General features: G+C 72.3%; 26 protein-coding genes and 2 pseudogenes. 8 read left to right on the top strand and 20 right to left on the bottom strand.

The window, feature by feature from the left end:
* Positions 1 to 15 precede the first annotated feature (15 nt).
* From argC to OG698_RS36250, 3 genes are all read right to left on the bottom strand, one after another.
* Complete coding sequence (gene argC, locus OG698_RS36260) at positions 16 to 1,044, bottom strand: N-acetyl-gamma-glutamyl-phosphate reductase (RefSeq protein ID WP_406108089.1); 1,029 nt, start codon at positions 1,042 to 1,044, stop codon at positions 16 to 18.
* 81 nt (positions 1,045 to 1,125) lie between these two features.
* Positions 1,126 to 1,611 (bottom strand): hypothetical protein, encoded by a 486-nt coding sequence (locus OG698_RS36255; RefSeq protein WP_406108087.1) that lies wholly within the window; start codon positions 1,609 to 1,611, stop codon positions 1,126 to 1,128.
* A gap of 94 nt (positions 1,612 to 1,705) precedes the next feature.
* Positions 1,706 to 2,953: a DUF6745 domain-containing protein gene (locus OG698_RS36250; RefSeq protein WP_406108085.1), complete on the bottom strand. Its 1,248-nt coding sequence runs from the start codon at positions 2,951 to 2,953 to the stop codon at positions 1,706 to 1,708.
* 170 nt (positions 2,954 to 3,123) lie between these two features.
* Between OG698_RS36250 and OG698_RS36245 the strand changes: the two genes are divergently transcribed.
* Complete coding sequence (locus OG698_RS36245; protein WP_406108083.1) at positions 3,124 to 3,570, top strand: DUF6314 family protein; 447 nt, start codon at positions 3,124 to 3,126, stop codon at positions 3,568 to 3,570.
* A 9-nt stretch (positions 3,571 to 3,579) separates the two neighbouring features.
* Here OG698_RS36245 and OG698_RS36240 read toward each other — a convergent pair whose 3' ends face one another.
* From OG698_RS36240 to OG698_RS36230, 3 genes and pseudogenes are all read right to left on the bottom strand, one after another.
* Positions 3,580 to 4,155 (bottom strand): histidine phosphatase family protein, encoded by a 576-nt coding sequence (locus OG698_RS36240; protein WP_406108082.1) that lies wholly within the window; start codon positions 4,153 to 4,155, stop codon positions 3,580 to 3,582.
* 79 nt (positions 4,156 to 4,234) lie between these two features.
* A complete protein-coding gene (locus OG698_RS36235) occupies positions 4,235 to 4,684 on the bottom strand; it encodes a GNAT family N-acetyltransferase (RefSeq protein WP_406108080.1) in 450 nt (149 codons plus the stop codon).
* Between the two features lie 70 nt (positions 4,685 to 4,754).
* Positions 4,755 to 4,883 (bottom strand): annotated as a pseudogene (locus OG698_RS36230) (PLP-dependent aminotransferase family protein); the annotation flags it as partial.
* Between OG698_RS36230 and OG698_RS36225 the strand changes: the two are divergent.
* Positions 4,860 to 5,199 (top strand): annotated as a pseudogene (locus OG698_RS36225) (EamA family transporter); the annotation flags it as partial. The pseudogenes OG698_RS36230 and OG698_RS36225 overlap by 24 nt on opposite strands.
* A 71-nt stretch (positions 5,200 to 5,270) precedes the next feature.
* Positions 5,271 to 5,465, top strand: coding sequence for a DUF1918 domain-containing protein (locus OG698_RS36220; RefSeq protein ID WP_100597064.1), 195 nt, complete (start codon positions 5,271 to 5,273; stop codon positions 5,463 to 5,465).
* Between the two features lie 18 nt (positions 5,466 to 5,483).
* On the opposite strand, the gene OG698_RS36215 is transcribed toward OG698_RS36220, so the two are convergent.
* The gene (locus OG698_RS36215) at positions 5,484 to 6,692 is read right to left on the bottom strand and encodes a glycoside hydrolase family 10 protein (RefSeq protein WP_406108077.1); all 1,209 of its coding nucleotides are present in this window, start codon (positions 6,690 to 6,692) and stop codon (positions 5,484 to 5,486) included.
* Between the two features lie 175 nt (positions 6,693 to 6,867).
* Here OG698_RS36215 and OG698_RS36210 point away from each other — a divergent pair, with 175 nt between their 5' ends.
* Both OG698_RS36210 and OG698_RS36205 read left to right on the top strand, forming a co-directional pair.
* Complete coding sequence (locus tag OG698_RS36210; protein ID WP_399970783.1) at positions 6,868 to 7,728, top strand: 3-hydroxybutyryl-CoA dehydrogenase; 861 nt, start codon at positions 6,868 to 6,870, stop codon at positions 7,726 to 7,728.
* Positions 7,729 to 7,954: 226 nt separating this feature from the next.
* A complete protein-coding gene (locus tag OG698_RS36205; protein ID WP_326776645.1) occupies positions 7,955 to 8,212 on the top strand; it encodes a hypothetical protein in 258 nt (85 codons plus the stop codon).
* Here the strand turns inward: OG698_RS36205 and OG698_RS36200 are convergent.
* The 10 genes from OG698_RS36200 to infC form a co-directional block, all read right to left on the bottom strand.
* The gene (locus OG698_RS36200) at positions 8,209 to 8,763 is read right to left on the bottom strand and encodes an NUDIX domain-containing protein (protein ID WP_406108075.1); all 555 of its coding nucleotides are present in this window, start codon (positions 8,761 to 8,763) and stop codon (positions 8,209 to 8,211) included. The two genes, OG698_RS36205 and OG698_RS36200, sit on opposite strands and share 4 nt — an antisense overlap.
* Before the next feature lie 74 nt (positions 8,764 to 8,837).
* A complete protein-coding gene (locus tag OG698_RS36195; RefSeq protein WP_326776644.1) occupies positions 8,838 to 10,178 on the bottom strand; it encodes a transcriptional regulator in 1,341 nt (446 codons plus the stop codon).
* A 286-nt stretch (positions 10,179 to 10,464) separates the two neighbouring features.
* On the bottom strand, positions 10,465 to 11,598 hold the full coding sequence (locus OG698_RS36190; protein WP_406108074.1) for a PP2C family protein-serine/threonine phosphatase: 1,134 nt from the start codon (positions 11,596 to 11,598) through the stop codon (positions 10,465 to 10,467).
* A gap of 170 nt (positions 11,599 to 11,768) precedes the next feature.
* Entirely contained in the window at positions 11,769 to 14,279 is a 2,511-nt protein-coding gene (gene pheT, locus OG698_RS36185) for a phenylalanine--tRNA ligase subunit beta (RefSeq protein WP_406108073.1), read from the bottom strand.
* Positions 14,279 to 15,403 carry a phenylalanine--tRNA ligase subunit alpha gene (pheS, locus tag OG698_RS36180; RefSeq protein WP_406108071.1) on the bottom strand — a complete coding sequence of 375 codons (1,125 nt, stop codon included), beginning with the start codon at positions 15,401 to 15,403 and terminating at the stop codon, positions 14,279 to 14,281. The genes pheT and pheS overlap by 1 nt, the downstream gene beginning before the upstream one ends.
* A 139-nt stretch (positions 15,404 to 15,542) precedes the next feature.
* On the bottom strand, positions 15,543 to 16,697 hold the full coding sequence (locus OG698_RS36175) for an ATP-binding protein (protein ID WP_406108069.1): 1,155 nt from the start codon (positions 16,695 to 16,697) through the stop codon (positions 15,543 to 15,545).
* A 55-nt stretch (positions 16,698 to 16,752) separates the two neighbouring features.
* Positions 16,753 to 17,598: a TrmH family RNA methyltransferase gene (locus OG698_RS36170; protein ID WP_399970772.1), complete on the bottom strand. Its 846-nt coding sequence runs from the start codon at positions 17,596 to 17,598 to the stop codon at positions 16,753 to 16,755.
* Between the two features lie 165 nt (positions 17,599 to 17,763).
* Complete coding sequence (gene rplT / locus OG698_RS36165) at positions 17,764 to 18,150, bottom strand: 50S ribosomal protein L20 (RefSeq protein WP_100597075.1); 387 nt, start codon at positions 18,148 to 18,150, stop codon at positions 17,764 to 17,766.
* 98 nt (positions 18,151 to 18,248) lie between these two features.
* Positions 18,249 to 18,443, bottom strand: coding sequence for a 50S ribosomal protein L35 (gene rpmI, locus OG698_RS36160; RefSeq protein ID WP_100597076.1), 195 nt, complete (start codon positions 18,441 to 18,443; stop codon positions 18,249 to 18,251).
* Between the two features lie 116 nt (positions 18,444 to 18,559).
* The gene (gene infC / locus OG698_RS36155) at positions 18,560 to 19,285 is read right to left on the bottom strand and encodes a translation initiation factor IF-3 (RefSeq protein WP_406108067.1); all 726 of its coding nucleotides are present in this window, start codon (positions 19,283 to 19,285) and stop codon (positions 18,560 to 18,562) included.
* A 349-nt stretch (positions 19,286 to 19,634) separates the two neighbouring features.
* Here infC and OG698_RS36150 point away from each other — a divergent pair, with 349 nt between their 5' ends.
* Positions 19,635 to 19,997 carry a DUF1844 domain-containing protein gene (locus OG698_RS36150; protein WP_100597078.1) on the top strand — a complete coding sequence of 121 codons (363 nt, stop codon included), beginning with the start codon at positions 19,635 to 19,637 and terminating at the stop codon, positions 19,995 to 19,997.
* Positions 19,998 to 20,010: 13 nt separating this feature from the next.
* Here the strand turns inward: OG698_RS36150 and OG698_RS36145 are convergent, their stop codons facing one another.
* Positions 20,011 to 20,742 carry an SseB family protein gene (locus tag OG698_RS36145; RefSeq protein WP_406108065.1) on the bottom strand — a complete coding sequence of 244 codons (732 nt, stop codon included), beginning with the start codon at positions 20,740 to 20,742 and terminating at the stop codon, positions 20,011 to 20,013.
* Between the two features lie 95 nt (positions 20,743 to 20,837).
* On the opposite strand from OG698_RS36145, the gene OG698_RS36140 reads away from it, so the two are divergent.
* A complete protein-coding gene (locus OG698_RS36140; protein ID WP_406108063.1) occupies positions 20,838 to 21,725 on the top strand; it encodes a serine hydrolase in 888 nt (295 codons plus the stop codon).
* Between the two features lie 3 nt (positions 21,726 to 21,728).
* Here OG698_RS36140 and mycP read toward each other — a convergent pair whose 3' ends face one another.
* Both mycP and OG698_RS36130 read right to left on the bottom strand, forming a co-directional pair.
* Positions 21,729 to 22,898, bottom strand: coding sequence for a type VII secretion-associated serine protease mycosin (gene mycP, locus OG698_RS36135; RefSeq protein WP_406108061.1), 1,170 nt, complete (start codon positions 22,896 to 22,898; stop codon positions 21,729 to 21,731).
* Positions 22,895 to 24,235 carry a hypothetical protein gene (locus OG698_RS36130; protein WP_406108059.1) on the bottom strand — a complete coding sequence of 447 codons (1,341 nt, stop codon included), beginning with the start codon at positions 24,233 to 24,235 and terminating at the stop codon, positions 22,895 to 22,897. The genes mycP and OG698_RS36130 overlap by 4 nt, the downstream gene beginning before the upstream one ends.
* Before the next feature lie 148 nt (positions 24,236 to 24,383).
* Between OG698_RS36130 and OG698_RS36125 the strand changes: the two genes are divergently transcribed.
* Complete coding sequence (locus OG698_RS36125) at positions 24,384 to 25,586, top strand: amino acid deaminase/aldolase (protein ID WP_406108057.1); 1,203 nt, start codon at positions 24,384 to 24,386, stop codon at positions 25,584 to 25,586.
* The last annotated feature ends 14 nt before the right edge of the window (positions 25,587 to 25,600 follow it).

The following is a 25,600-nucleotide window of genomic DNA, read 5'->3' as shown; positions in this document are numbered from 1 at the left end:
CTGCGCGCGCGTCGCTCACGGCGCGACTCCGATCGTCGTAAGCCCAGTCGTCTCGTCGAGACCGAGGGCGATGTTCATGCTCTGAAGGGCGCCGCCCGCGGTGCCCTTGGTGAGGTTGTCGATGGCGCTGATCACGATGATCCGGCCGGCCGCCGAGTCGTACGCGACCTGCACCTGCACGGCGTTCGAGCCGTACACGGACGAGGTCGCGGGCCACTGCCCCTGCGGGAGCAGGTGTACGAACGGCTCGTCGGCGAAGGCCTTCTCGTAGACGGCCCGTACGCTCTCGGCGCTCACGCCCGGCTTCGCCTTGGCGCTGCACGTGGCGAGGATGCCGCGCGGCATCGGGGCCAGCGTCGGCGTGAAGGAGACGGAGACCGGCACACCGGCGACGGCGCCGAGGTTCTGGATCATCTCGGGGGTGTGCCGGTGGCCGCCGCCCACGCCGTACGGGGACATGGAGCCCATGACCTCGGAACCGAGCAGGTTCGGCTTGGGCGCCCTGCCCGCACCGGACGTCCCGGACGCGGCGACGATCACGGCCTCCGGCTCGGCGAGCCCGGCCTCGTACGCGGGGAAGAGCGCGAGGGAGACGGCGGTCGGGTAGCAGCCGGGCACCGCGATGCGCTTGGTGCCCTCCAGCGCGGCGCGCGCGCCGGGCAGCTCGGGGAGCCCGTAGGGCCAGGTCCCGGCGTGCGCGCTGCCGTAGAACTTCTCCCAGTCGCCCTCGTCCTTCAGCCGGAAGTCGGCGCCCATGTCCACGACGAGCGTGTCCTCGCCGAGCTGCTCGGCGACGGCGGCGGACTGCCCGTGCGGCAGCGCGAGGAAGACCACATGGTGCCCGGAGAGCACCTCGGCGGTCGTCGGCTCGAGGATCCGGTCGGCCAGCGGCACCAGGTGCGGCTGGAGCCCACCGAGGGGCTGCCCCACGTTCGAGTTGCCGGTCAGGGCGCCGATCTCCACATTGGGATGAGCGAGCAGCAGACGCAGCAGCTCTCCGCCCGCGTATCCGCTTGCCCCTGCCACTGCTACGCGTACCGCCATGGAACCCTCCTCTTGGATGGCATGACTATACGCACCGTTGCACGTTTATGCAATGCGAGTGATCGCCGCGGACGCGTGCCGTCAGTCGGCGACGAGCATGTCCCCGCCCCGCCACCCCTGGCGCGACGCGGCGCGTTCGCGCTGGCGGCGCACGAGGTAGCGGCCGGGGGCGATTCCGGTGCCGCCGTGTTCGGGGTGGATGAGGTAGGCGGCGGCGGTGTTCTCGATCATGCCGAGCGCGAGGCCCGTGGGGTCGACGACGCGGGCCGTCCACCGGCACACACCCTCGTCCGCGACGAGGGTGTGCGGATTGCCGCCCGCGGCGCTGCGCAGGAGCTCGATCCCGGCCGCGGGGACGCGCTGCCAGTCGGAGCGCCACGGCTCGCGGAGATGGCGCGCGACGAACGCGTAGGGGATGACGATCAGGTCGCCCTGGGCCTGGAGGCCGTCGACGACCGGGATGGTCACCTCGCGTTCGAGGTGGTCGAGGACGTCGAGTCCGGTGCGGGCGGTGAGGTCGGCGAGGGTGGGCGGGGCGGTCAGGGGGGTGGGCAGGGTCATGTTCATGTTCATCACCTCGGGTGTGTGAAGGGGTGGGTCAACGCTCACGTGCGTGGTCGACGGTGACGTGCGTGGTCGACGCTCACTGCGCGGTCACTGCTCACGTGCGGCGCAGGAGTTGTGCGTAGTGCTCGCCGGAGAGGCCGTACGACCAGCCGGCCGCCGCGACCGGGTCGTCGAAGTGGGCCGGGACGCTCAGCCCGTAACGGCGCCTGTGCCCGTCGGGTTCGACGGATCCGTTCACCGCGAGCAGCAGCCGCGTGGGCCTTCCCCACAGGGCGAGCGGTACGTCGTACAGCTGCAGCTCGGAGTCCGGATTGCCGGGGTCGGGTGCCGAGCTCACGAGACGCAGCCCGGCGCGCCCGATGTAGCGGGCCCAGCCGATGCGCTCGATGGCGCTGCGCCTGACCTCGACGTTCGGTTCGGCGTGGATGCGCTCGGGGGTCGGGTCGGTGAGGACCCACTCCGGTACGTGGGCGCCGTGCAGGACGTGCACGGCGGCGCCGTCGGCGTAACGGACGGCCGGTGCGTCGTCGCGGTGCAGCCTCAACTCGCCGTGCAGCGCGCCTGGCTGGGGTTCCGTGTGAATCTCGGACGGCCGCTCGGACATGACGCATACGCCCTCGCCCGGCCACCACCAGCCGGTGGAGCGCGCGAGTTCGGCCCACAGGCCGAGGTGCGCCACGTCGTCGTGGGCGTAGGTGGCGAGGCCGACGCGGGCGCGTACGTCGTAGTGGGCGATCCACGCGGCGTCGTGCTGGCCGTACCAGGTGAGGGCGGCCGCCTCCCCTTCGGAGCGCATCAGTTCCGCGCGGATCGGGGCACGGACCGCGTCGTCGACGGTCGTGCGCAGTGGGTGGCGGCCGACGGCGTCCACCACGTCGCGCACCGGGGATCCCGCGGCCAGTGCCTCGGGGACGGTCATGGTCCTGGGGGCGGTGGTTCCGTACCAGGACTGCCAGACGACGGCCGTCCCGGTCCGTTCGTCCAGGCGGTCGCGGAGGTCGGCGACCAGGTTCGCGAGCCGGGAGACCAGCGGCCAGTCGGCAGGGCGCGTGGGGGCCTCGGTGCCGCGCAGGCGCGGTGGGCGGAAGCGGTGCGGCGCGTCGAGCAGAACCGGTCGCGCGGCGGCGGGAGAGGGCACCCAGACGAAGTCGGGGGCGGGTTCGCCGAGCCGCCGGTACAGGCCGGTGACGGCGGCTTCGGCGCGCGCCCGGTCGGAGGGGCGCGCGGACAGTGCGTGGCGGAGCCAGTCGGCTGCGATGATCCCCGCCAGCTCGACGCGCTCTCCGGAGGAGCGGGGTGGGGTGGACGTGATCTTCGAGGGTCCCCTGCGGGGACGCGTCACCGGGCTCACCGAAGGGTGGCGGTGTCCGCCTTTCCAGTCGTCATGCGGCAGAGCGTGACAGAGGCCGCGCGGTCGGCGCAAGGGCTTTCCGGCGGCGGGACCCCGTCGCCGGGCGGGGTCCCGGCAAGCGGCAAAATGGGAAGCACGTGCAACGAGATGGGTGGGACGAGATGAGTGAGGCCTGGCCGGTTCCCGACGTGCTGGCCCATCTGGCGGGGCGCTGGCACGTCGGGCGGACGGTGCACGACCTCGCCGGCGACGCGATCGGCACCTTCTCCGGGACCACCGACTTCACGTACGAGGACGGCGGCGGGCTGCTGCACCACGAGGCGGGCACCTTCGTGTGGCACGGCACCGCCCGGCCCGCCGAGCGCAACCTGCGTTTCCTGCCGGGCGACACCCCGGGCACGGCCGTCGTGCGATTCTCCGACGGCCGCTTCTTCCACGATCTGGACCTGCGCACCGGCCGCCACACGGCGGACCACCCCTGCGCGGCGGACCTCTACCGCGGCGAGTTCGACGTGACGGGACCGGACCACTGGCGGATGGAGTGGCGGGTCAAGGGCCCCGCGAAGGACCTGGTGCTCACCACCGAGTACACGCGTGCAGCGGCCTGACCGCCTGACTCAGGCCACGGCGTCGAGCCGTACGCTCCAGCGGCCCACGCTCCCCGTGAGGACGGCGGTCGACAGGGGGCGGACGTCGATGTTCCAGTACGTCGACGGGGGCGCCTTGAGCGCGTAGACGAGGGCCGCCCGTACGACGGCCGGCTCGGCGACCGCCACGACGGTCGCGCCGTCGTCGTTCGGCCGCGTGTCGAGCCAGCCGCCGACCCGGGATATGAACGCGAGCAGCGACTCCCCGCCGTGCGGCGCCGAGCGCGGGTCGCGCAGCCAGGCGTCGACGGCGCCCGGCTCGACGGCCGTCACCTCGGCGAGCGTGCGCCCGCGCCAGCGGCCCATGTCGCAGTCACGCAGGGCGAGTTGGGACAGGGGCGCGAGGCCCAGCGCCTCGGCGGTGCCGCGGCTGCGGGCGGTGGGCGCGCAGTAGCGCAGCTCCGCCGCGGCGAGCGGCACCAGCGCGGGCGAGGCCAGCTCCACCTCGTGCCAGCCGGTGTGGTCGAGGGGCCGGTCGTCGTCGAAGCGCTCGGCGAGCAGCGAGGCGCTGCGCGCGGCGGCGAGAAGCGTCACGCGAACGGGCATGCGGTGATCGTGGGGTGTGCCACGGCTGCGGTCAAGAGTCCACGGGGCGTATGCCGGCCGCATGCGCCCCGCCGCGCGCTCACCGCAGGACGAGTGCCATCCAGTTCCCCGGCTCGGCGAGCGCCGCGAAGCCGACCTTCTCGTACACCCCGTGCGCGTCCTCAGTGGCGAGCATGATGCGGCGCAGGCCGAGCGGCTCCAGGTGGTCGCGGACGGCGGCGACGAGCGCGGTGCCCACGTTCTTGCCGCGGACGGCCCGGTCCACGTAGACGTCGCAGAGCCAGGCGAAGGTGGCGTGGTCGGTCACGACACGGGCGTACGCGACCTGCTCGCCGGATACGGAGTCGTACACCCCGAAGTTCAGCGAACCCGAGATCGCCCGGTCCTGGTGTTCGCGGGCGCGGTCCATGGCCCAGTAGGCGTCCGTGGAGAGCCAGCGGTGCACGCGGTCGGCGTCGATGCGGGCGGTGTCGGCCGAGATCTCGTAGCCGTCGAGGAGAGCGGGGGCTGTGGCGTGGGTGTCGGTCATGACGCGAGATTCGCAGGCGGGGGCGGTGTCCGTCGAGCCGGTTCCGGGCGCCGACCGTCGCTCCCGTCGCTCACTCGAGTACCTCGTCGCACGCGGCCCGCAGCCGGCGGACGCCCTCCGTGATCTCCGCGGGCCCGGCGATCGCCGCGAAGCTCAGCCGGATGTGCGGGGCCGGGGGCTCGGGGTCATCGCCTGGGCGCTCGTGATGTGTCTGCCGGTCGCCGTGCCGGGGGGCCGTCGTCGCGCTGAGCCACGAGCCGCTGCACCTGAGGGGGCACGCCGTCGCGGGGCTGCTCTGGGTGGCCGTGGGATCACAGTTCCTCGGCCTGGTCGTCCGGTACCGCGGCATGGCGGTGATCGGCATCCCCAAGGCGAGCCAGCTCCAGCCGGCCCAGCCGCTGCTCACCCTGGTCTGGTCGGTGTCCCTGCTCGGCGAGCCCCTCTCCTCCGCCGCGCCCCTGACCGCGGCGGCCGTTCTCGTGTGCATCGCAGTGACCCAACGGTCACGAGGCTGAAGGTCTCCAACCCTGGGACCCGGTCCTACTCTTGAGATACGGGTCGACGACGGACGAGGAGGTCACTCACGATGCGTGCCACGAAGGGCGACCATCTGCGGGTGCACGGCAGGACCGTGGGCGAGCACGACCGGGTCGCGGAAATCGTCGAAATCATGGGCCACGACGGCGAGCCGCCGTTCAGGGTCCGCTTCCAGGACGGCCACGAGGCGGTGATGTCACCGGGTCCCGACTCCGTCGTGCAGCACGAGGAGCCGGCCCCCTAGTCCTCCGAACGAAAGGCCCTAGTAGTGGTCCTCGACCACCCGGGCCATGGCGCCGATCCGGTCGGCGCCCACCTCCTTCGCCGAGAAGAACACGTGTCCGTTCACCTGCGGATAGCGCTCGGCGAAGGTGAGGTGGCGGGAGAGCTCGGCCGGATCCTGCCACTCGGCGGGCTGCGCCGGATCGCCCGCCTTGTAGAGCGCCTCGCCCGCGTAGAGGCGCACCCCCGTCCCGCGTGCGACGTCCGACCACCAGGGCACGAGCTTCGCGTAGTCCGCGGCGGCGAAGCCGATGTTCCAGTAGATCTGCGGGCAGATGTAGTCGATCCAGTGCTCGCGCACCCACTTACGGGTGTCGGCGTGCAGGTCGTCGTACGTCTGCACCCCGGCCCGCGTGTCCGAGCCGAGCGGGTCCGTCGCCGCGTTGCGCCACACCCCGAAGGGGCTGATCCCGAACTGGGTGCGCGGTCTGATCCGCTTCACGCTCGCGCCCATCTCGCGCACGAGCCGGTCGGTGTTGTCGCGCCGCCATGAGGCCCGGTCCGGGAAGTTCCCGCCGTAGGCCGCGTAGGCCGCGTCGTCGTCGAAGACCTGGCCCGCGACCGGATACGGGTAGAAGTAGTCGTCCCAGTGCACGGCGTCGATGTCGTAGCGGCGGACGGCGTCGAGCATCGCGTCCTGGACGAACTTGCGCACCTCGGGCAGGCCCGGGTTGTAGTAGAGCTTCCCGCCGTAGGGGACGACCCAGTCGGGGTGCCGGCGGGCCGGGTGCGTGGGCACGAGGCGGGAGAGGTCCGTGTGGTTCGCGATGCGGTACGGGTTGAACCAGGCGTGCAGTTCGAGCCCGCGCCGGTGCGCCTCCGCGACGGCCGTGCCGAGCGGGTCCCAGCCCGGATTCTTGCCCTGCACTCCGGTGAGGACGCCGGACCAGGGCTCGTACGGGGAGGGCCAGAGCGCGTCGGCCGTCGGCCGCACCTGGAAGACCACGGCGTTCAGGTGCCGGCCCACCGCCGTGTCGAGGTGCGCGATGAGCTCCGCACGCTGCTGGGCGGCGCTCAGGCCCGGCTTCGAGGGCCAGTCGCGGTTGGCCACCGTCGCCAGCCACATGCCCCGCATGTCGCGGGCCACCGGAGCGTGGCCGGACCCGGAGGCGGCCGCGTCCCCGGCGGCGAGCCCGGTCAGCGCGGCCGCCGCCGCGACCGCGAAGCCCCTGCGTGACAAATGCCTCATCCACCGACCCCCTGGCCAACAGCCCCGGGCTCTCCGGGCCGCACTGAGGACAGCATGCCCGACCCGGCCCGCCGTGTACGGGAGGTTCCGAGTAACGTGCAGGGCCGAGGCAGGCACCGGAACCCGGGAGTCCTGCCGGCCGGAGAACAGCGAAAGGCACGAGGTGACCGACCCTATGGGGGACATCCAGCGCGTCGGAGTGGTGGGCTGCGGCCAGATGGGAGCGGGGATCGCGGAGGTCTGCGCCCGCGCCGGTCTGGACGTCATGGTGGCGGAGACCACCGGTGAGGCCCTGGAGATCGGCCGTACACGGCTGCACAACTCCCTCTCCAAGGCGGCCGAGCGCGGCAAGATCAGCGCGGAGGAGCTGGCCGAGACCCAGGCCCGCCTGAGCTTCACCACCGACCTCGGGGAGTTCTCCGACCGGGACCTCGTCATCGAGGCCGTCGTCGAGAACGAGCAGGTCAAGACCGAGATCTTCCAGGTGCTCGACCAGGTCGTCACCCGGCAGGACGCCATCCTGGCGTCCAACACCTCCTCGATCCCGCTGGTCAAGCTGGCCGTGGCGACCTCGCGCCCCGATCACGTCATCGGTATCCACTTCTTCAACCCGGCGCCCGTGCAGAAGCTCGTCGAGCTGATCCCGGCCCTCACCACCTCCGAGGGCACGGTCAGCCGCGCCCAGGCCCTGGTCGAGAAGGTCCTCGGCAAGCACGCGATCCGCGCCCAGGACCGCTCCGGCTTCGTGGTCAACGCGCTGCTGATCCCGTATCTGCTCTCCGCGATCCGGATGTTCGAGTCGGGCATCGCCAGCCGCGAGGACATCGACAACGGCATGGAGCTCGGCTGCGCCCACCCCATGGGCCCGCTCAAGCTCGCCGACCTCATCGGCCTCGACACCGTCGCCTCGGTCGCCGACTCGATGTACGCGGAGTTCAAGGAGCCCCTGTACGCCGCTCCCCCGCTGCTCCAGCGGATGGTCGACGCGGGCCGTCTCGGCCGCAAGACGGGCTCGGGTTTCTACCAGTACTCGTGATCGCGCCCGTAGTCGTGATCGCGCGCGGTTCGACGCCGCGCTGACTCTGCGTAATCGAAAGTTCGGGCCCGGCGCTCTTCGGAGTGCCGGGCCCGAACCATTCGCACACCGTGTGCGCACCGGGCCCGCATATGCCCATCGCACACTCTCCCGCCGTACCCACCAGGCGAGTTGACTTTCCGTGCGTAGGACAACGGATCTGTCCACTACGGAAAGGAGCCGACCCGTGACCGCCGACCCCGAGCGTCCCGTGGTCCCGGAAGAACTCGCGGAGTTACGCCGCAGCCTCGATGTGGGTCTCGCCCGCGTCGACGGCAGGCTGGCGTTGCTCACCCAGCGCGATGAACAGAGCGTCAAGGATCAGGACGATCTGAGCACTCGGGTCGCCGCGCTCGAGCACACCCGATGGCCACTGCAGGCCATCGCCGCGATCACCGCGGCCGGCGCCCTCGGCCTTGCCGTCTGGCAGGCGTTCGGACGCTAGCCCCGCAGGCCGGGGGCGTCCTGCCCCAGCCTGAGATGGTGCAGCATCAGCAGTGCGGCCGCCATGTTGGCGGCCGGGACCTCGCCGCGGGCGACCATGTCGGGGACGAGCTTGAGAGGGACCCACTCCCGGCGGTCCGACTCGAAGTCGTCCTCGGGATGGCCGACGTACGAACCCTCCTCGGCCCAGTAGACGTGGTGCCTGGCGTCCTCGAGACCGTTGGACGGCTCCACGCTCATGAGATGGCGTAAGGGTCCCGGCCGCCAGCCGGTCTCCTCCTCCAGTTCCCTGGCGGCCGCGGCGGCGATGTCCTCGCCGTCCTCGACCACCCCCGCCGGGAGCTCCCAGCCCCAGCTGTCGGTGATGAAGCGGTGCCGCCACAGGAGCAGCACCTCGTTGGCCTCATTGACCACGGTGGCCACGGCGACCGGCCGCAGTCGTATGACGAAGTGGTCGAGGTGCCGGCCGTCCGGGAGCTCGACATCCGCGAGATTGACCCGGAACCAGCGGTTTTCATAGACAGTTTGTTCGTTCTGTTTCGTCCACTGCACGGTTCTGCCACCTTCCGCCGAGTTAGATGGCAATATCGCAGCAGCGGAGCGTGAGAGAGCTGTGCAGGTCGGACTCAGAGCGGTACGCGCAGTGCCCCGTCGATGAGTTCGGCCGCCTCGGCGGTGCCGGCGCAGCCGTTGCGCACCAGGTGTTCGCGTACCGCCCGGAGTCTGTCGCGCAGCCGCTGCGACTCCATTCCCCGTGCCTGTTCCGCCATCTCCACGGCGATCGCGACGGCCTTCTCGGCGTTGCCCTGTCTCAGCTCGATCTGGCTGAGCATGGCGAGGCGGTGCACCCGCCCCCGGTCGTGGGCGGGGTTGTGCACGGCCGCCGCCGCGTGCTCACGCGCCGAGGTGAGGTCGCCGAGGCTCAACAGAGCTTCCGCCACCTGCACGTTGACGAGTCCTGGCTGGACATAGCCCGTCTCGTCCGGTTCGTGGCCGCGCCGGATGCGGTCGGCGGCCGACTCGGCACGCCGGATGCAGGACAGGGCACTGGTGCCGTCGCCGAGGTGCGCGTACGCCTTGGCCTGCATCGCGTACAGATCCGAGGCGAGCGCGGGCGTGATGTGCCGTCCCGCGGCCCGCAGCGCGGCCTCGGCGAAGGCCACCGACTGCCGGTACTGCCGCATGTGGAGCGACTGGTTGACCAGGAGGGCGATGACATAGGCGCCGAGCCCGCGGTCACCGCTCGCCTTGGCGAGGCGCAGCGCCTGGTGGAAGTAGCGCTGGGCGAGGCCGTGCGCGTCGGAGTCGTAGGCGCAGATGCCCGCGATCGCGACCAGGCCGCCGGTGGCGCGGTGCAGTTGGCGGCCCGTCTCGTCGGTGTAGCTGCCGCGCAGCAGGGGCGCCGCCTCCGTGTTGAGGAAGCCGACGATGCGGGTGCGCGTCGCGATGCCGCCGGCCTTGCGGTACATCTGCTCGTAGTGCGTGCGGGCCGAGCGCATCATCTCCAGGTCGGCGGCGCTGACCCGGTGACGTCCGCCGCGTGACACATCGGTGTCCTCGGGCGGGTTCTCCCACTCCCATACGGGCATCACGGCCGGGGTCCCGGTGACGGCGGGGGCGCCCAGTATGTGGGGCCGCTGCTGTTCGTCCGAGCGCCACAGGGCGGTGGCCCGCTCGACGAATCCGGACAGGCTCTGGCCGTGCGGGGTGGCCGGTTCGCCGGGCACGCCCAGGCCGATGTCGTCGAGGGTGACAGGGCGGTGCAGGCGGGCGGCGAGGACCTCGCAGATGAGGTCGGACACCTGGCCGCGTGGCCGCTGGCCCTTCAACCACCGTGCGACGGCGGTGTGTTCGTAGCGCAGGGCGAGTCCTCTGGCACGGCCCGCCTGGTTCACGTGTGCGGCGAGGCCCGCATGGGAGATCCCGGCCTCGTCGAGGATCGCGTCGAGCAAGGTGTTGGGCTGCATGGAGGCCCTCCGGTGGCTCGGTGCCGTCAGCCTAGTGGAGCGGGCTTCACACGGGGTGTGAACGGAGTGCCCGAATCCGGGTGTTGCGCACTCTTTTGTGGCGTGATGCAACTCGATTGACTGAACTGCCTCGCAAGAGGCCGGCCGGGCCGCCGGCTCCCCCTCGTACAGTGCGGCGGCCCGTTTCGCGCCGTCCGACCGGCTGCCTGCTCGACACCCCGCGGCCGGCGGGCGGCGCGCCCCGGGGAGCGGGAGCCCCCGGGATCAGGTAACTCGGTGGCACCGCTCACTTGGCAGCACTGTGGACGCGGGGCTCCCCGTGCTGCAAGGGAACGCTCTTGCGGTCGTTGCGCAGGACGAGGAGCGCGGCGTCGTCGGCCGGCAACCCGCCCGTGTGGCGCAGGAGTTGGGTGTACACGGTACGGATGACGGCCTTGGGGACGACCGGCTGGACGCGCACGGCCTCGGCGAGCGCGGCGGGCAGCGGGAAGAACCGGCCACGGGCGTCCCGGGCGTCCTCGAGCCCGTCGGTGTGGAGCAGCAGCCCCTCCCCGGGAAGGAGCCGCCCGCACGCCACGACGGGCAGTTCGGCCGGGAGCGGGAACGGGCCGAGCGGTGGCAGGGGTTCACCGCCCACGACCGGCTCCGCGTAGCCACGCGGGACAGCCGCGGGACCCACATGGCTGCGCAGCAGATACGGCCACGGGTGCCCGCAGTTGAGCGCCAGCACCTCACCGTCCTGCCGGATCTCCAGGAGCAGTACGGTGACGAACTCCTCCGCGACCGGACTGACGGGGTCGGCGCCGCCGGCCGCGGGGTGTTCGTCCCGCGAGCGCTCGCGCAGATGCCGGGTCATGGCCCGCTCAAGCCGTCTCAGTACGCAGGTCAGTTCGGCCTCGTCGTGCGCGGCCTCGCGGAAGCTGCCGAGGACGGCGGCGACGGTCGCGAGGGCGTCGAGGCCGTGACCGCGGACGTCCCCCATGACGACCCGCACGCCGTGGTCGGTGGCGATGACCTCGTAGAGGTCGCCGCCCACGGTGGCGCCCCGGTCGGCCGAGAGCTGTCCCGCCGCGATCGCCAGACCGTCGATGCGGGGCGGCAGCGGGCGCAGCAGCACGTTCTGTGCGGCCCCCGCGATCCTGCGCAGCTGCCGCAGTTCGCGCTGGAGGCCGCGCCGCACATGGAGGATCAGACCCGTGCCGACGGCGAAGAAGACGGCGCTCGACGCGATGCGCGCCCCGAGTCCGGTCTGCTGCGCGAGCGGGCAGGCCAGCTTGAAGGTGATCGCCACGGCGCCCCAGGCCGTGGGCAGCGCCAGATCGAGCGCGCGGCGGACGCGAAGGGTGCGGGAGCGGGCGAGCCGGGATCTGAAGAAGGTGCGGGGTGGTCGGGAGGGCGTCCTCGGATGGTTACGGATCATGCCGACGGCCTCCCTAAGGCCCTGTTCAGCGCGGTCGGCCCTGCGGCCGCAATGATTCTGTCGACCGCCTGCCCCGATCGGACCGGATCACCGCCACTTCTCACCCGAACGAGTGAGGGGCACCTCCGGTGGTCCGGAGGTGCCCCTCACTGCGTCTCGCTCTGCCGGGATCAGGCCCCGCGCAGCACCGCCCCGGTGCGCTCGGCGGCCAGCGCCACGGCCGCGTCGCGGGCCGCGGAGGCCTCGTCGACGGTCAGCGTGCGGTCGCCGGCTCGGAAGCGCAGCGCGTAGGCGAGGGACTTGCGGCCCTCACCGAGCTGCTCGCCCGTGAACACGTCGAACAGGCGGAGGGACTCGAGGAGTTCACCCGCCCCCTCGCGCAGCGCCCGCTCCACGTCGGCGGCCGGCACGGAGGCGTCGACGACGAGCGCGACGTCCTGCGTGGCCACGGGGAACGTGGAGATCCGCGGCGCCTGGAGCGCGCCGGTGCCGGCCCTCTCGATGCGGTCGAGGTCGACCTCCATGGCGCAGCTGCGCTCAGGGAGGTGCAGCGCCTTGATGACGCGCGGGTGCAGCTCACCGGCGTGGCCGACGAGGGTCTCGGCGCCGTCCACCACGGCGAACAGCGCCGCGCACCGGCCCGGGTGCCAGGGCGCGTGCTGGTCGCCGCGCACGATCAGCTCGACACCGGCCTCGCGGGCGATGGTGCGGGCCGCCTCGACGGCGTCCGCCCAGTTGGCCGGGCGGCCGTTGCCCCACCAGCCGGCCTGCTCGCGGGCGCCCGTGAGGACGACCGCGGCGTGGCGGGGCTGACGCGGCAGCGCGGCGTCGAGGCCGGCGATCTCCTCGTCGGTGGGACGCCGGTCGATCGGCAGCCGTACGGCCTGCGGCTCGTCACCGGTCGGCCGGAAGACCAGACCGGTCTCGAACAGTGCCAGGTCGTGCGAGCCACGGCCGTCGTTGCGGCGCAGCGCCTCCAGGAGGCCCGGCAGCAGCGTCGTACGGAGCGCGGGCTCCTCGTCGGAGAGCGGGTTGACCAGCTTGACCGTGGTGCGGCGCGGGTCGTCCTGCTCGATGCCGAGCTTGCCGAGCGTCTCGTCGCTGATGAACGGGTAGTTCAGCGCCTCGACGTAACCGGCACCGGCCAGGGCGCGGCCGACGCGGCGGTGCAGGCGCTGGCGCTCGGTGAGGCCGCGGCCCGCCGGGGGCCTCGGCAGCGTCGAGGGCAGGTTCTCGTAGCCCTCGAGCCGGATGACCTCTTCGGCCAGGTCGTTCGGCTCCCTCAGGTCGGGACGCCACGACGGCACGGTGACTGTCAGGTTGTCCTGGCCGTAGACGTCGCAGCCGACCTGCTGGAGGCGGCGCACGACGGTCTCGCGGCCGTACGTGACACCCGCGACCTGGTCGGGGTGGTCCGCCGGCAGCGTGATGGTGTGCGGCGCGGAGGGCGCGATGACCTCGGTGACGCCGGGGTCGGCGGTGCCGCCCGCGAGGAGCACGAGGAGGTCCACGGTGCGCTGGGCCGCGGCGGACGCGGCTTCCGGGTCGACCCCGCGCTCGAAGCGCTTGGACGCCTCGGAGGACAGCTTGTGGCGGCGCGCGGTGCGGGCGATCGAGACCGGGTCGAAGTGCGCGGCCTCGATGACGACGTCGGTGGTCCCGGCGTCGGCGCCGTGGTCGGCGATCTCGGTGTTGGCGCCGCCCATGACGCCCGCGAGGCCGATGGGACCGCGGTCGTCGGTGATCACCAGGTCCTCGGCGTCGAGCACGCGCTTGGCGCCGTCGAGGGTGATGAACTTCTCGCCCTGCTCGGCCCGGCGCACGCCGATCGTGCCCTGGACGAGCGAGCGGTCGTAGGCGTGCAGGGGCTGCCCGAGCTCCAGCATCACGTAGTTGGTGATGTCGACGGCGAGCGAGATCGGGCGCATGCCCGCCTTCTGCAGCCGGCGCTGGAGCCAGATCGGGGAGCGGGCCTCGGGGTTGAGACCGGTGACGGTGCGCGCGGTGAAGCGGTCGCAGCCGGCCGGCTCGGAGATCTGGACCGGGTAGCCGTTCGCGTTCGGCGCGGGCACGTCGAGGAGCGCCGGGTCGCGCAGCGGCAGGCCGTAGGCGATGGCGGCCTCGCGGGCGATGCCGCGCAGGGACAGGCAGTCGCCGCGGTTGGCGGTGACGGCGATGTCGAGGACCTCGTCGACGAGCTGGAGGAGCTCGATCGCGTCGGTGCCGACCTCGTGCTCGGGCGGCAGGACGATGATGCCGCCGGAGCCGTCGTCGCCCATGCCCAGCTCGTCGCCGGAGCAGATCATGCCGTGCGACGTCCTGCCGTACGTCTTGCGCGCGGCGATCGCGAAGTCGCCGGGCAGCACGGCGCCCGGCAGGACCACGACGACCTTGTCGCCGACGGCGAAGTTACGGGCGCCGCAGACGATCTCCTGCGGCTCGCCGGTGCCATTGGCCTGGCCGACGTCGACGGTGCAGAAGCGGATGGGCTTCTTGAAGCCCTCCAGCTCCTCGATGGTCAGGACCTGACCGACGACGAGGGGGCCCTTGAGGCCGGCGCCGAGCTGCTCGACGGTCTCGACCTCGAGGCCGGTGGCGACGAGCTTCTCCTGCAGGTCACGGCCGGTCTCGGTGGCGGGGAGATCGACGTACTCCCGCAGCCAGGAAAGCGGGATACGCATCAGATCTCCATCCCGAACGGCCGGGTGAACCGGATGTCACCCTCGACCATGTCTCGCATGTCTTCGACGTTGTGGCGGAACATCAGCATCCGCTCGATGCCGAACCCGAAGGCGAATCCGCTGTACTTCTCGGGGTCGATGCCCGCCGCGGTCAGCACCTTGGGGTTGACCATGCCGCAGCCGCCGAGCTCGATCCAGCCCTCGGAGGAGCAGGTGCGGCACGGCCGGTCCGGGTTGCCGACGGACTCGCCGCGGCACACGTAGCAGACCATGTCCATCTCGGCGGACGGCTCGGTGAACGGGAAGAAGTTCGGGCGCAGCCGGGTCTTCATGCCCTCACCGAAGAGCGCCTGGACCATGTGGTCGAGGGTGCCCTTGAGGTCCGACATCGTCAGGCCCTCGTCGACGGCGAGCAGCTCGACCTGCATGAACACCGGGGTGTGCGTGGCGTCCAGCTCGTCGGAGCGGTAGACGCGGCCCGGGCAGATCACGTAGACCGGCGGCTCGCGGTCGAGCATGGACCGGATCTGCACGGGGGACGTGTGGGTGCGCAGGACGACGTTCGACTCCGTCTCGCGGCCCTTGGGCCCCTCGATGAAGAACGTGTCCTGCATGCCCCGCGCCGGGTGGTCGGGGCCGATGTTCAGGGCGTCGAAGTTGAACCACTCCGCCTCGACCTCGGGGCCCTCGGCGACCTCGTAGCCCATGGCCACGAAGACGTCCTCGATGCGCTCCGAGAGCGTGGTCAGGGGGTGGCGGGCGCCGGCCGGGGTCCGGTCGTAGGGCAGCGTGACGTCCACGGCCTCCTCGACCAGGACGCGCGCGTCGCGCTCGGCCTCGAGCTCCGTCTGGCGGGCGGCGAGCGCCTTGCTGACGGCGCCGCGGGCCATGCCGACGCGCTTGCCGGCCTCGGCCTTGGCCTGCGGGGGCAGGGCGCCGATCTCGCGGTTGGCGAGCGACAGGGGCGAGGTGCCGCCGGTGTGGGCGACCTTGGCCTCCTGGAGCGCGCCGAGGGAGTCCGCGGCCGCGAAGGCGGCGAGCGCCTCGTCCCGCATGCGCTCGATCTCTTCCGGTTTCAAGGCCTCGACCTCAACAGGGTCGTACGACTTATTCGGTGCCGACATCTCTTCCCGTGCTTCCGGTTGGTTTGGCGGATGGTCCCCGTCCACGACTCGGAGACGATTCGTCTCTGGATTGGGACGCAAAGTGCCAAAGACCGAGTCTAACGGGGGTGGGGTGTGCCGATGTGCCCGTGGGGTCCGCTCAGGCGTTCAGATACGCCGGGGCCCCCACGGGCAACGTAAATCGGAACTGGGCGCCGCCGCCGGGCCCGCGGCCGACCGTGATCGTTCCGCCGTGGGCCTCGACGATGCCCTTGACGATGTACAGGCCGAGTCCGGTGCCGCCGCGCTTGCTGCCCCGCCAGAAGCGGGTGAAGACGCGGTTCATGGACTCCTCCGGGATGCCGGGCCCCTCGTCGCTCACGGTGACCGACGTGCCGGCGCACTCCCGCTCGCGGGGTGATGCCGAGGGCATGACGTCGATGGTGACCGTTCCCTCGCCGTGGCGCACGGCATTTTCCAGGAGGTTGCTGAGCACCTGGTCGATCTTGTCCGGGTCGGCCCAGAGGTCGGGCAGCGGCTGTTCCACTCGGACGAGGAAGCGGTCGGCCGGCTGTCCTGAGGCGACGTGGGCCTGGATGTGGCGGCACACGGCGGCGCCGATGTCGACGGGCTGCCGGCGCACTTCGAGGCGGCCGGAGTCGATGCGGGAGATGTCGAGGAGCTCGGCGATGAGCCGTGTGACGCGGTTCGCGTCGGCGTCGACGGTCTCCAGCATCAGCTTCTTCTGGTCGTCGGTGAACCGTTCCCACTTCGCGAGCAAGGTCGCGGTGAAGCCCTTCACCGAGGTGAGGGGCGAGCGCAGCTCGTGGGCGACGGTCGCGATCAGCTCGGCGTGGCTGCGCTCGGTGCGGCGGCGGGCCTCGGTGTCACGGATGGAGACGACGACGCGGCGGACGGGGCCGGTGGGCGCGGTGCGTACGTACCGCGCGGAGACGAGGACCTCTCGCCCGCCGGGGAGCAGCAGATTGCGCTCGGGCTGGGCGAAGCGGATGGCGAGGCCGCCGTACGGGTCGGTCAGCTGCCACCAGCGGCGGCCTTCGAGGTCCTCTAAGGGGAGCGCGCGCTCCAGCGGGTGACCGAGGGCGTCGGCGGCGGGAACGGCGGTGATCCGGACGGCCGCGGCATTGAAGCAGATGACATGCCCGGTCTCGTCGGCGACGACGAGTCCGTCGGGCAGGTCGTCGGGGTGGAGGCCGCTGTCGGCGAGGGTGGTGAGGTCGTCGGGGCCGCATCGGGGCGCGGGCGGGCGCAGGGTGTCCCGTGCCCCCGGTGCTCTGCTCGTGCCGACGCTCATATCCCCGTATCCCGCCTCTCGGAAGGGCGCTGTGGCCTCCGAGCTCGCCACACTACTAGCTGGGGGTGACGGAGCGGCACCCTCCCGGGGCTCGCTGTGCACGCGCCGAGGCGTACAGGCAGACGGCGGCGGCCGTGGCGAGGTTCAGGCTCTCGGCCTTGCCGTGGATCGGGACCCGTACGACGGCGTCGGCCAGTTCGCGGGTCTCCTCGGGGAGCCCCCAGGCCTCGTTGCCGAAGATCCAGGCGGTGGGGGTGCCCATGGTGCCGCGGTCGAGTTCGGTGTCGAGGTCGTCCTCCCCCGCGCCGTCGGCCGCGAGGATGCGTACGCCCGCGTCCTTGAGCCCCTGCACGGCCCGCTCCACGGGTACGCCGACGGCGACCGGCAGATGGAACAGCGAACCGACGGACGCCCGCACGGACTTGGGGTTGTACAGGTCGACGGACGCGTCGGTCAGGACGACGGCGTCGGCGCCCGCGGCGTCGGCGCAGCGCAGCACCGTGCCGGCGTTGCCGGGGTCGCGGACGTTGGCGAGGACCGCGACGAGCTTGGGGCGGGCGGCGAGGACGTCCTCGAACGGGGTGTCCAGGAAGCGGCAGACACCGACGAGGCCCTGCGGGGTGACGGTCGTCGAGATGTCGGCGATGACATCCTCGTCGGCGAGGTGCAGCCGGGCGCCGGCGTCGCGCGCCTCCGCGACGATGTCGGCGTAGCGCTCGGCGGCGTCGAGGGTCGCGAACAGCTCGACGAGGGTGTCCGCGTGCCCGGCGGCCTCCCGCACGGCCTGTGGCCCCTCGGCCAGGAACAGCCGCTCCTTGCCCCGGAAGTTCCGCTTGGCAAGCCGCCGCGCGGCACTGACGCGGGGCGACTTGGGGGAGATCAACTCGGGGGCGGCGGCCATTGACTCACTTTCGGGTACGGCCCCAAAGGGGCGTGGGGCTGTGACATGTGCGGCTCCGCCGCGTGGGCGCGATCAGCCCCCACGGCCCGCAGCCGACGACGCAATCGGACCCGCAAGCCAACGGCTTGCGGGTCCGATCGAATCCGGCTCAGCTAAGTGCAACGCTTAGGCGGCAGCCTTGGGCGCGTTCACGTCGGCCGGAAGGGCCTTCTGCGCAACCTCGACGAGCGCGGCGAACGCGTTCGGGTCGTTGACGGCCAGCTCGGCGAGGATCTTGCGGTCCACCTCGATGTTGGCGGCGTTCAGACCCTGGATGAGGCGGTTGTACGTCATGCCGTTCTCGCGGGCAGCGGCGTTGATGCGCTGGATCCACAGACGGCGGAAGTCGCCCTTGCGCTTCTTGCGGTCGTTGTAGTTGTAGACCAGGGAGTGGGTGACCTGCTCCTTGGCCTTGCGGTACAGGCGCGAGCGCTGACCGCGGTAACCCTTGGCGGCCTCGAGGACTGCCCTGCGCTTCTTGTGGGCGTTCACTGCCCGCTTGACGCGTGCCACTTGTTAACTCCTTGTAGCGGGGCCGTGGTTGGACTCACACGACCCGAAAACGAATTGGTCCCGGTCCGAGCTCCCGGCGCGCTGGTGCGCGCCTGAACTCACTTGCCGAGAAGCTTCTTGATCTTCTTGGCGTCGCCCGGGGCCAGCTCGACCGTGCCGGTGAGGCGGCGCGTCACGCGGGACGACTTGTGCTCGAGCAGGTGGCGCTTGCCGGCGCGCTCACGGAGCACCTTGCCGGAGCCGGTGATCTTGAAGCGCTTGCTGGCACCGCTGTGCGTCTTGTTCTTCGGCATAGCGCCGTTCTCTCCTCGTCAGTGGCGCTCCCTGCCGGTCCGGGGCGCGGACCGGCATACGGAACGTCCAGATGTATCGGTTGGCATCCGGTCCGTACGGGCTGTACGTGGCCGGATCAGGCCTCGGCGGAAGCCTCGGCCGGGGCCTCTGCAGCAGGGGCCTCGTCGGACGCCTCGGCCGGGGCCTCGGGCTCCGACTCGGCGGCGTCGTCGCTGGCACGCTGCGTGCGGCCGTGCGTCGGCAGGGCCTTCTGCTCGGCCTTGCGGGCCTCCTGGGCCTCACGAGCCTCGGCCATGGCCTCGGTCTTCTTCTTGTGAGGACCCAGAACCATGATCATGTTGCGGCCGTCCTGCTTCGGGTTCGACTCGATGAACCCGAGGTCCTCGACGTCCGAAGCGAGGCGCTGCAGCAGTCGGTAGCCGAGTTCCGGCCTGGACTGCTCGCGACCACGGAACATGATCGTGATCTTGACCTTGTCGCCCTGCTTGAGGAACCGGACGACATGACCCTTCTTGGTGTCATAGTCGTGCGGGTCGATCTTCGGCCGGAGCTTCATCTCCTTGATGACCGTGTGCGCCTGGTTCTTGCGCGCCTCACGGGCCTTCATGGCCGACTCGTACTTGAACTTCCCGTAGTCCATGAGCTTGCAGACAGGCGGACGGGCTGTCGCCGCCACCTCGACGAGGTCGAGGTCGTACTCCTGAGCGAGCTCAAGGGCCTTGGCAAGCGGAACAATCCCGACCTGCTCGCCGCTGGGACCGACAAGTCGCACTTCGGGAACGCGAATGCGGTCGTTGATGCGGGGCTCGGCGCTGATGGATCCTCCTCGGTAGCACCACACGACGGTCTGGCGGACCGCCGCGTAACGTCTGTTTTCGTAGTACCAACCGCACCGAAACGCAAAAAACGCCCGGACGGTACACAGGCGGGGCTCCAAGGACTACCGGAGCACCGCCACGGGTAACCGTGGGGCGCACATCGGACGGCTCCATCGTCCGTACGGAACGATGGGGGCCGTCTGACCGGTGACCCGCCGCCCCTGAGGAGCGGCCAGGTGGGAGATCGGAGCCTCCACTTGTGGGCCGGTCACTCAAGCCAGTGGCATGCGTGTCCGGCCGGTCGTTACACAAGGTTAGCAGCTCCCGGGGGGTGGGCCCAACCGAGTGCGCGGGCGGCATATCGTGGGGCACATGAATGACGCCACCCCCGCCGCCGAAAACACTGACTACGACGCCCTGACCCGGGACATCGCCGAGGTCCCCGCCGTCGAGGTGATCGTGACGGTCGCGGTCAACCTGATGAGCGCCGCCGCGGTGAAGCTCGGCCTCACCGAGGAGGGCGACGCCCACAAGGACCTCGACGAGGCCCGCAAGCTCGTACACGCCCTCGCCGGTCTGCTCGACGCGAGCACGACCGAGATCAGCTCGTTCCACGCGGCGCCGCTGCGCGACGGTCTGAAGTCGCTGCAGCTGGCGTTCCGCGAGGCGTCCTTCGTGCCGGACGAGCCGGGCCAGGGCCCCGGCGAGAAGTACACGGGCCCGGTCTACGGCTGATCGTTCCGGTAGTTCACGCGCGTACGTAGAGGGGCTCGCCGGGTGGCGTGGTCTCGGCCGGCAGGAGTGCCAGGTCGAGGCCCCGTACCAGGCGGGCCCTCAGTGTTTCGTCGGCGGCGATGCGCTCGGCGACGGCGCGGGCCGTCTCGGCGGGGGCGGCCGACGGGTCGAGGACGAGCGCGAGGATGCCGTCGGCGCTGCCCGGGCCCAGGTGGGCGCGGAGCACGCCGGGCTCGGCGGCGACGGCGGCGCGGATCGCCTCCGTGACGGCCGGGTCGGCGAGGGGGTCGGCGCTGGTGCGGCCCTCGTTCGCGGCGCGCAGGGCGGAGCCGCTGAGCTCGTAGGCGACCGGGCCCGCGAGGTCGATGACGATGGTGTCGGCCTGCTCGTGCGCGGCGGCCTGGAGCGCCTGGTGCAGGGGTACGGCGACGGGGCGGGCCTCGGGGTCCCACAGCGCGAGGGCCGCGGTGGAGGTGAACGCGGGCAGGGCCTTGCGGTCGCCGGCCTTGAGGGTGGGCACGGCCATGTCGCTGGTCTTCTCGCGGCGCAGCCCGTTCTCGTCCTCCTCGACTTCGCCGAGCACGGCGACGATGGGGACGAGGAGCCGTGCTTCCTTGAGCGCCTCGAGGACCGGGCCGTGCGCCGTGCGGTCCTCGGCCCACGCGGCGAGGGCCGCGCTCAGGCGCGGGTCCGCGGAGCCGTCGTCGTCGGAGAAGCCGGGGTCGGGAATGTTCTTGTTCGCCACGTTCACCGACCCTACCGACCGGGCGGCGCGATCTTCTCAGCGGACCCTGAGCCGGGTCTCACGGTGCGCACAGGACGGGCGCCGAGCATCCGGGCATGGACCGGAACGGACTCGCGGCGTGCGCCGCCCTTCTCGCGGGAACGCTCGTGGGGACCCTCATAGGCTGCTCGCCGGGCGGGACGGAGCAGCCGGTTCCGGTCGCCGCCACGGCGTCGGCGTCCGCACCCGTATCCGACGAGGAGGTCTCCGTGGACCGTGACGACGCGCTCGCGAAGGCGCTGAAGCGCCTGCTTCCGGACGGTGACGCGCGGGTCTCGGTGGCGGTCGCCTCGCTCGACGGACCGACGGACGGCGCCGCGTACGACGGCGCGTCCGCGTTCGACACCGCGAGCATCGTCAAGGTCGACATCCTCGCGGCGCTGCTGCTGCGGGCACAGGACGCAGGGCGGGCGCTGACCTCGCAGGAGCGCGCATACGCGGCGGCGATGATCGAGAACAGTGACAACGCGTCCGCGACGGCCCTGTGGGACTCGATCGGCGGCGCGGACGGGCTCGACGCGGCGAACCTGACGCTCGGGCTGACCGGGACGAGGGCGGGCGCGGGCGGCGAGTGGGGTCTGACGCAGACGACCGCGGAGGATCAACTGACGTTGCTGCGCGCCGTGTTCGGCACGGAGAGCGCGGGCTCGGGGCTGAGCGAGGCGTCGCGCGCCTACGTCGTCGGGCTGATGGGGCGGACCGCTGCGGATCAGCGGTGGGGGGTGTCCGCGGCCGCCGACTCCGTGTCCGTGTGTGCGCTGAAGAACGGGTGGCTGCCGCGCAGCGCGACCGGACTGTGGGACATCAACAGTGTGGGGCGGGTGACCGTCGGAGGGAAGCCGTACCTGGTCTCGGTGCTCTCCGACGGCAACGCGACCAAGGAGGCGGGGGTGGCGCTCGTGGAGAGGGTCGCGACGGCGGCCGTCTCCGTGCTCGCCGGCTGAGACTCAGCGGACCGTGCGACGCCCGCGCCACAGATAGACGGCGGCCGCGAGGAGCACGACGCCGAGGCCGCCCGCGACGGGGCCCACCCAGCCGGTGCCCTCATCGCCGTCGGGGGTGTCGGGGCCCGTGCCGAAGAACTTCTCCGAGTACGTGGTGGAGCGCAGGCCCTCGGGCTTGAGGGAGTCGCCCTTGCGGATCGCGGCGGCCGGGTCGACGAAGCCGAAGCCGAGGGAGTCGTCGCGGCCGCCCGAGGGGGCGTCGCGGGCGGTGTCCTCCAGGAGCTGCTTGATCTGCGCGGGCGTGAGCCCCGGGTGGGCGGCGCGGACCAGCGCGACGGCACCGGACACGAAGGCCGAGGCGGCGCTGGTGCCCCAGCCCGAGTAGTACGTGCGGTCGGGGTCGGCGATCGCGATGGCGTTGCCGGGGGCGCTGACCGTGGCGTACCAGCGGCGCGTGGAGAAGGGGGCGCGGTGGAGGTAGCGGTCGACGGCGGTGGCCGTGATCACTCCGGGGTACGCGGCCGGGTACGAGATGTGGTCGCCCTTCTTGCCGCCGTTGCCCGCGGAGGCGACGACGACGGAGCCCTTCTTCAGGGCGTACTGGACGGCGGCGTCCTCGGTGGCTTCCGGGTGGGCGGTGGCGGAGTCGTCGCCGAGGGAGAGGTTGATGACGTCGGCGCCGTGGTCGGCGGCCCAGCGGATGCCGTCGGCGAGTGCGCTGCCCCGGCTGGAACGGGCTTCCTTGCGGGCCGGGTCGTTGTCCTCGAGGATCACGCGGACGGGCAGGATCTTCGCCTCGGGCGCGATGCCGAGTACGCCGTCGTCGCCGCCCGGGCCGTGGCCGTGACCTGCGATGATCCCGGCCATGGCGGTGCCGTGCCGGGCCCAGGAGCGGTCCCCCCTCTTGGCGCCGAAGCCGACGAGGTCCTTGACGGGCAGGACGTTGCCCTTGAGGTCGGGGTGGGTGTCGTCCACGCCGGTGTCGAGGACGGCGACGGTGATGCCCTTGCCCTTGGTCGTGCGCCAGGCCTCCTCGGTGTGCATCGCGTCCAGGCCCCACTGCTGGGCGCGGACGGAGTCGGCGTGGGCGGTGGTCGACGGGAGCAGCGCGAGGGCCGCGGCGGCCGTGAGCGCGGTGGCGGCGTTCCGCCAGGCGGCGGCCGTGCGGGTCATGACGGCTCCTCGGTGGCCTTGGCTACGGCTGCGCGCAGGCTTCGTTCGACACGGTCGGCGATGCCCTGCGCCTCGAAGCCGAGGCCGGCCTGTGCGGGGGTCGTGACGCTGCCGGACTTCATGGCCTCGGCGGCGGGCTGCGGGTCGGTGACAGTACGGGCGTCGGCGAAGCCGGAGACGGCGTAGGCGACAACGGGGGCGTCGGTGAGGACGGAGATGGTCCAGGAGGCGCGCTGGGCGTCGCCGAACCCGGCGGCGAGGGTGCCCTTCGCCGCGTACGGGCGGGGCACTAGGTCGGTCCTGCGGTCGAGGCCGTCCTCGGTGAACCGGGTGCGCAGCGCCTTCATGGCCTCCGTGTCCGCCTTGGTGAACAGCAGGCCGACGGTGGTGACATGGCTGCGGGTGGCGTCGGTGTAGGTGGCGCGCAGGAGGCGCAGGCAGCCGGCGGGCCTGAGCGCCTTCTGCAGCAGTGGGTCGAAGGCGTTCTCGCAGGTGCTGTCCGGGGCGACGGCGATACGGGTCCAGGTGCGGTCGGCGCCGCCGGGTCCCGCTCCGTCGCCCTTGATGACGGGCGGGAACAGCCGGTCGACGGGGACGCTGTGCCAGAGGGTGCCCGCGGCGGCGTACGAGCTCGGTGAGCCGACGCTGCCGCCACTGTCCCCGGTCAGCCAACTCCCGGTCGCCGCACCGCCGATGAGGCCGAGCCCGAGCACGGCGCAGGCCGCGGCGGCCGCGACGCGGGGCCGTATCCGGGAGCCGATGGGGCGCAGGCGGGTGGTGCTGTCGTCGTACGAGGCGGGGCGCGCGAAGAACACGAAGGGGCGGCCGGCGCCGGGGCCCGGGGTGAGGTCGACGGCCCCGACGGGGCGCCTTCCGACGGGGGGCTCGCCCGGGATGCGCGGGGGCGCTGCGGGGCGGGGGACGGTGGCGTGCGGTTCGCCGGGGGCGCGCGGCGGCGTGGCGGGACGGCGCGGGACCGCTGCCGCGGGGGGCGTGGCGGGGCGGGGCGGGGGCGTGCCGTCGGGGCTCTGAGCGGCGGTGTCCCTGATCGGCCGCAGCCTGGTCGTGGTCTCCGTCGGGCGCTCGGGCGGCAGGGGGCCGGGGTGCGCCGGCCGGTCGGACACGGGGGCCGCGGGCGCGCCCGGCACCGGCGGGGTGTCCGGAAAGCGGGCCGAGGCGGGCGGCGGCGGAGGTGTCTGGTCCGGCGCCGGAGTGTGCGTGGGGCGCGAGGGTATCGACGCGTCCGGGCCGGCCGAGGCATCGGCCAACTCGTCACGCTGCGTAGGCGGCTGGGAGGGGCGCGGCGGGATCGGCGCGCGGCGCGCTTGCGTGCTCATGCCTCCCCGTTTCCGTCCCGTTCTCGTCCTGCGTCCGCGTCACTCTACGGGCTGACGCGGCCTCGCAGGGACCCCGTACCGCAGGTCAGGACGATCTGCCCGGATCCTCCCCCTACCCCGCGGTAATCGTGTCTGGCAGGCTTCGGTCATGACACCCCGCGCAGCCGACAGGGCCCGCTACGACCGGGCCACCGCTCATCTCGACGCCCCGGTCGCGATCGTCGATCTGGAGGCGTTCGACGCCAACGCGGACGATCTGGTGCGGCGGGCGGGCGGCAAGCCGATCCGCGTCGCGAGCAAGTCGGTGCGCTGTCGCGCGCTGCTCGAACGGGTCCTGGCCAGGGACGGTTTCGCCGGGATCATGTCGTTCACGCTCGCGGAGTCCCTGTGGCTGGCGCGGTCCGGTTTCGAGGACGTGCTGCTCGCGTATCCGTCGGCGGACCGGGCCGGTTTCGCGGAGCTCGCGCACGATCCGAAGCTGGCGGCGGCGGTCACGGTCATGGTCGACGACCCGGCCCAGCTGCGGCTGATCGACGACGCGCGGGACGGCGGGCGCGAGGAGATCAGGGTCTGTCTGGAACTGGACACCTCGTGGCAGGTGCTCGGCGGGCGCGTGCGGGTCGGCGCCCGCCGCTCCCCGCTCCGCTCCCCCGCCCAAGTCGCCGACATGGCACGCGCCGTGGCCCGACGGCCGGGGTTCCGGCTCGTGGGCGTGATGGCGTACGAGGGTCATGTCGCGGGTGTCGGTGACGCGGTCGCGGGGCGGCCGGTGCGGTCGCGGGCGATCCGGCTGATGCAGGCCGCGGCCCGTAAGGAGCTGACGGTCAGGCGGGCCGAAGTGGTGCGCGCGGTACGGACGGTGGCGCCGGACCTGGAGTTCGTGAACGGCGGCGGCACGGGCAGTGTGCAGCACACCGCGGCCGAGCCCGCGGTGACCGAGATCGCGGCGGGGTCGGGTCTCTATGTGCCGCGCCTGTTCGACAACTACACGTCGTTCACGGGCCGGCCCGCCGCCCTGTTCGCGCAGCCCGTGGTGCGCAGGCCGGGCGTCGGGGTCGTGACCGTGCTCGGCGGCGGCTACCCGGCGTCGGGCGCCGCGGGAGCCGACCGGCTGCCGGTGCCGTATCTCCCGGAGGGCCTGCGCTACGACCCCCAGGAGGGCCCGGGCGAGGTGCAGACGCCGCTGCTCGGGGCGCCCGCCGACGATCTGCTGATCGGCGACAAGGTGTGGTTCCGGCACGCGAAGGCCGGCGAGCTGTGCGAGCGGTTCGACGTGCTGCGCCTGGTGGAGGGCGACACGGTGACGGCGACCGAGCCGACGTACCGCGGCGAGGGCTACACGTTCCTCTGAGGATTCCGGGACCA

This window comes from Streptomyces sp. NBC_01003, from assembly GCF_045162695.1.
In the GTDB taxonomy this organism is placed as follows: Bacteria; Actinomycetota; Actinomycetes; order Streptomycetales; family Streptomycetaceae; genus Streptomyces.
This window is presented reverse-complemented; position numbering and strand designations above follow the sequence as displayed.

Excerpts from the sequence above, each read along its gene's own strand:
- OG698_RS36125 (WP_406108057.1), top strand. The coding sequence starts at position 24,384 with ATGACACCCCGCGCAGCCGACAGGGCCCGCTACGACCGGGCCACCGCT.
- argC (WP_406108089.1), bottom strand. The coding sequence starts at position 1,044 with ATGGCGGTACGCGTAGCAGTGGCAGGGGCAAGCGGATACGCGGGCGGA.
- pheT (WP_406108073.1), bottom strand. The coding sequence starts at position 14,279 with ATGCGTATCCCGCTTTCCTGGCTGCGGGAGTACGTCGATCTCCCCGCC.
- OG698_RS36240 (WP_406108082.1), bottom strand. The coding sequence starts at position 4,155 with ATGCCCGTTCGCGTGACGCTTCTCGCCGCCGCGCGCAGCGCCTCGCTG.
- OG698_RS36245 (WP_406108083.1), top strand. The coding sequence starts at position 3,124 with ATGAGTGAGGCCTGGCCGGTTCCCGACGTGCTGGCCCATCTGGCGGGG.
- OG698_RS36140 (WP_406108063.1), top strand. The coding sequence starts at position 20,838 with ATGGACCGGAACGGACTCGCGGCGTGCGCCGCCCTTCTCGCGGGAACG.
- OG698_RS36220 (WP_100597064.1), top strand. The coding sequence starts at position 5,271 with ATGCGTGCCACGAAGGGCGACCATCTGCGGGTGCACGGCAGGACCGTG.
- OG698_RS36255 (WP_406108087.1), bottom strand. The coding sequence starts at position 1,611 with ATGAACATGACCCTGCCCACCCCCCTGACCGCCCCGCCCACCCTCGCC.
- rpmI (WP_100597076.1), bottom strand. The coding sequence starts at position 18,443 with ATGCCGAAGAACAAGACGCACAGCGGTGCCAGCAAGCGCTTCAAGATC.
- OG698_RS36130 (WP_406108059.1), bottom strand. The coding sequence starts at position 24,235 with ATGAGCACGCAAGCGCGCCGCGCGCCGATCCCGCCGCGCCCCTCCCAG.
- OG698_RS36175 (WP_406108069.1), bottom strand. The coding sequence starts at position 16,697 with ATGAGCGTCGGCACGAGCAGAGCACCGGGGGCACGGGACACCCTGCGC.
- OG698_RS36150 (WP_100597078.1), top strand. The coding sequence starts at position 19,635 with ATGAATGACGCCACCCCCGCCGCCGAAAACACTGACTACGACGCCCTG.
- mycP (WP_406108061.1), bottom strand. The coding sequence starts at position 22,898 with ATGACCCGCACGGCCGCCGCCTGGCGGAACGCCGCCACCGCGCTCACG.
- OG698_RS36235 (WP_406108080.1), bottom strand. The coding sequence starts at position 4,684 with ATGACCGACACCCACGCCACAGCCCCCGCTCTCCTCGACGGCTACGAG.
- OG698_RS36190 (WP_406108074.1), bottom strand. The coding sequence starts at position 11,598 with ATGATCCGTAACCATCCGAGGACGCCCTCCCGACCACCCCGCACCTTC.
- OG698_RS36170 (WP_399970772.1), bottom strand. The coding sequence starts at position 17,598 with ATGGCCGCCGCCCCCGAGTTGATCTCCCCCAAGTCGCCCCGCGTCAGT.
- OG698_RS36195 (WP_326776644.1), bottom strand. The coding sequence starts at position 10,178 with ATGCAGCCCAACACCTTGCTCGACGCGATCCTCGACGAGGCCGGGATC.
- OG698_RS36215 (WP_406108077.1), bottom strand. The coding sequence starts at position 6,692 with ATGAGGCATTTGTCACGCAGGGGCTTCGCGGTCGCGGCGGCGGCCGCG.
- pheS (WP_406108071.1), bottom strand. The coding sequence starts at position 15,403 with ATGTCGGCACCGAATAAGTCGTACGACCCTGTTGAGGTCGAGGCCTTG.
- OG698_RS36210 (WP_399970783.1), top strand. The coding sequence starts at position 6,868 with ATGGGGGACATCCAGCGCGTCGGAGTGGTGGGCTGCGGCCAGATGGGA.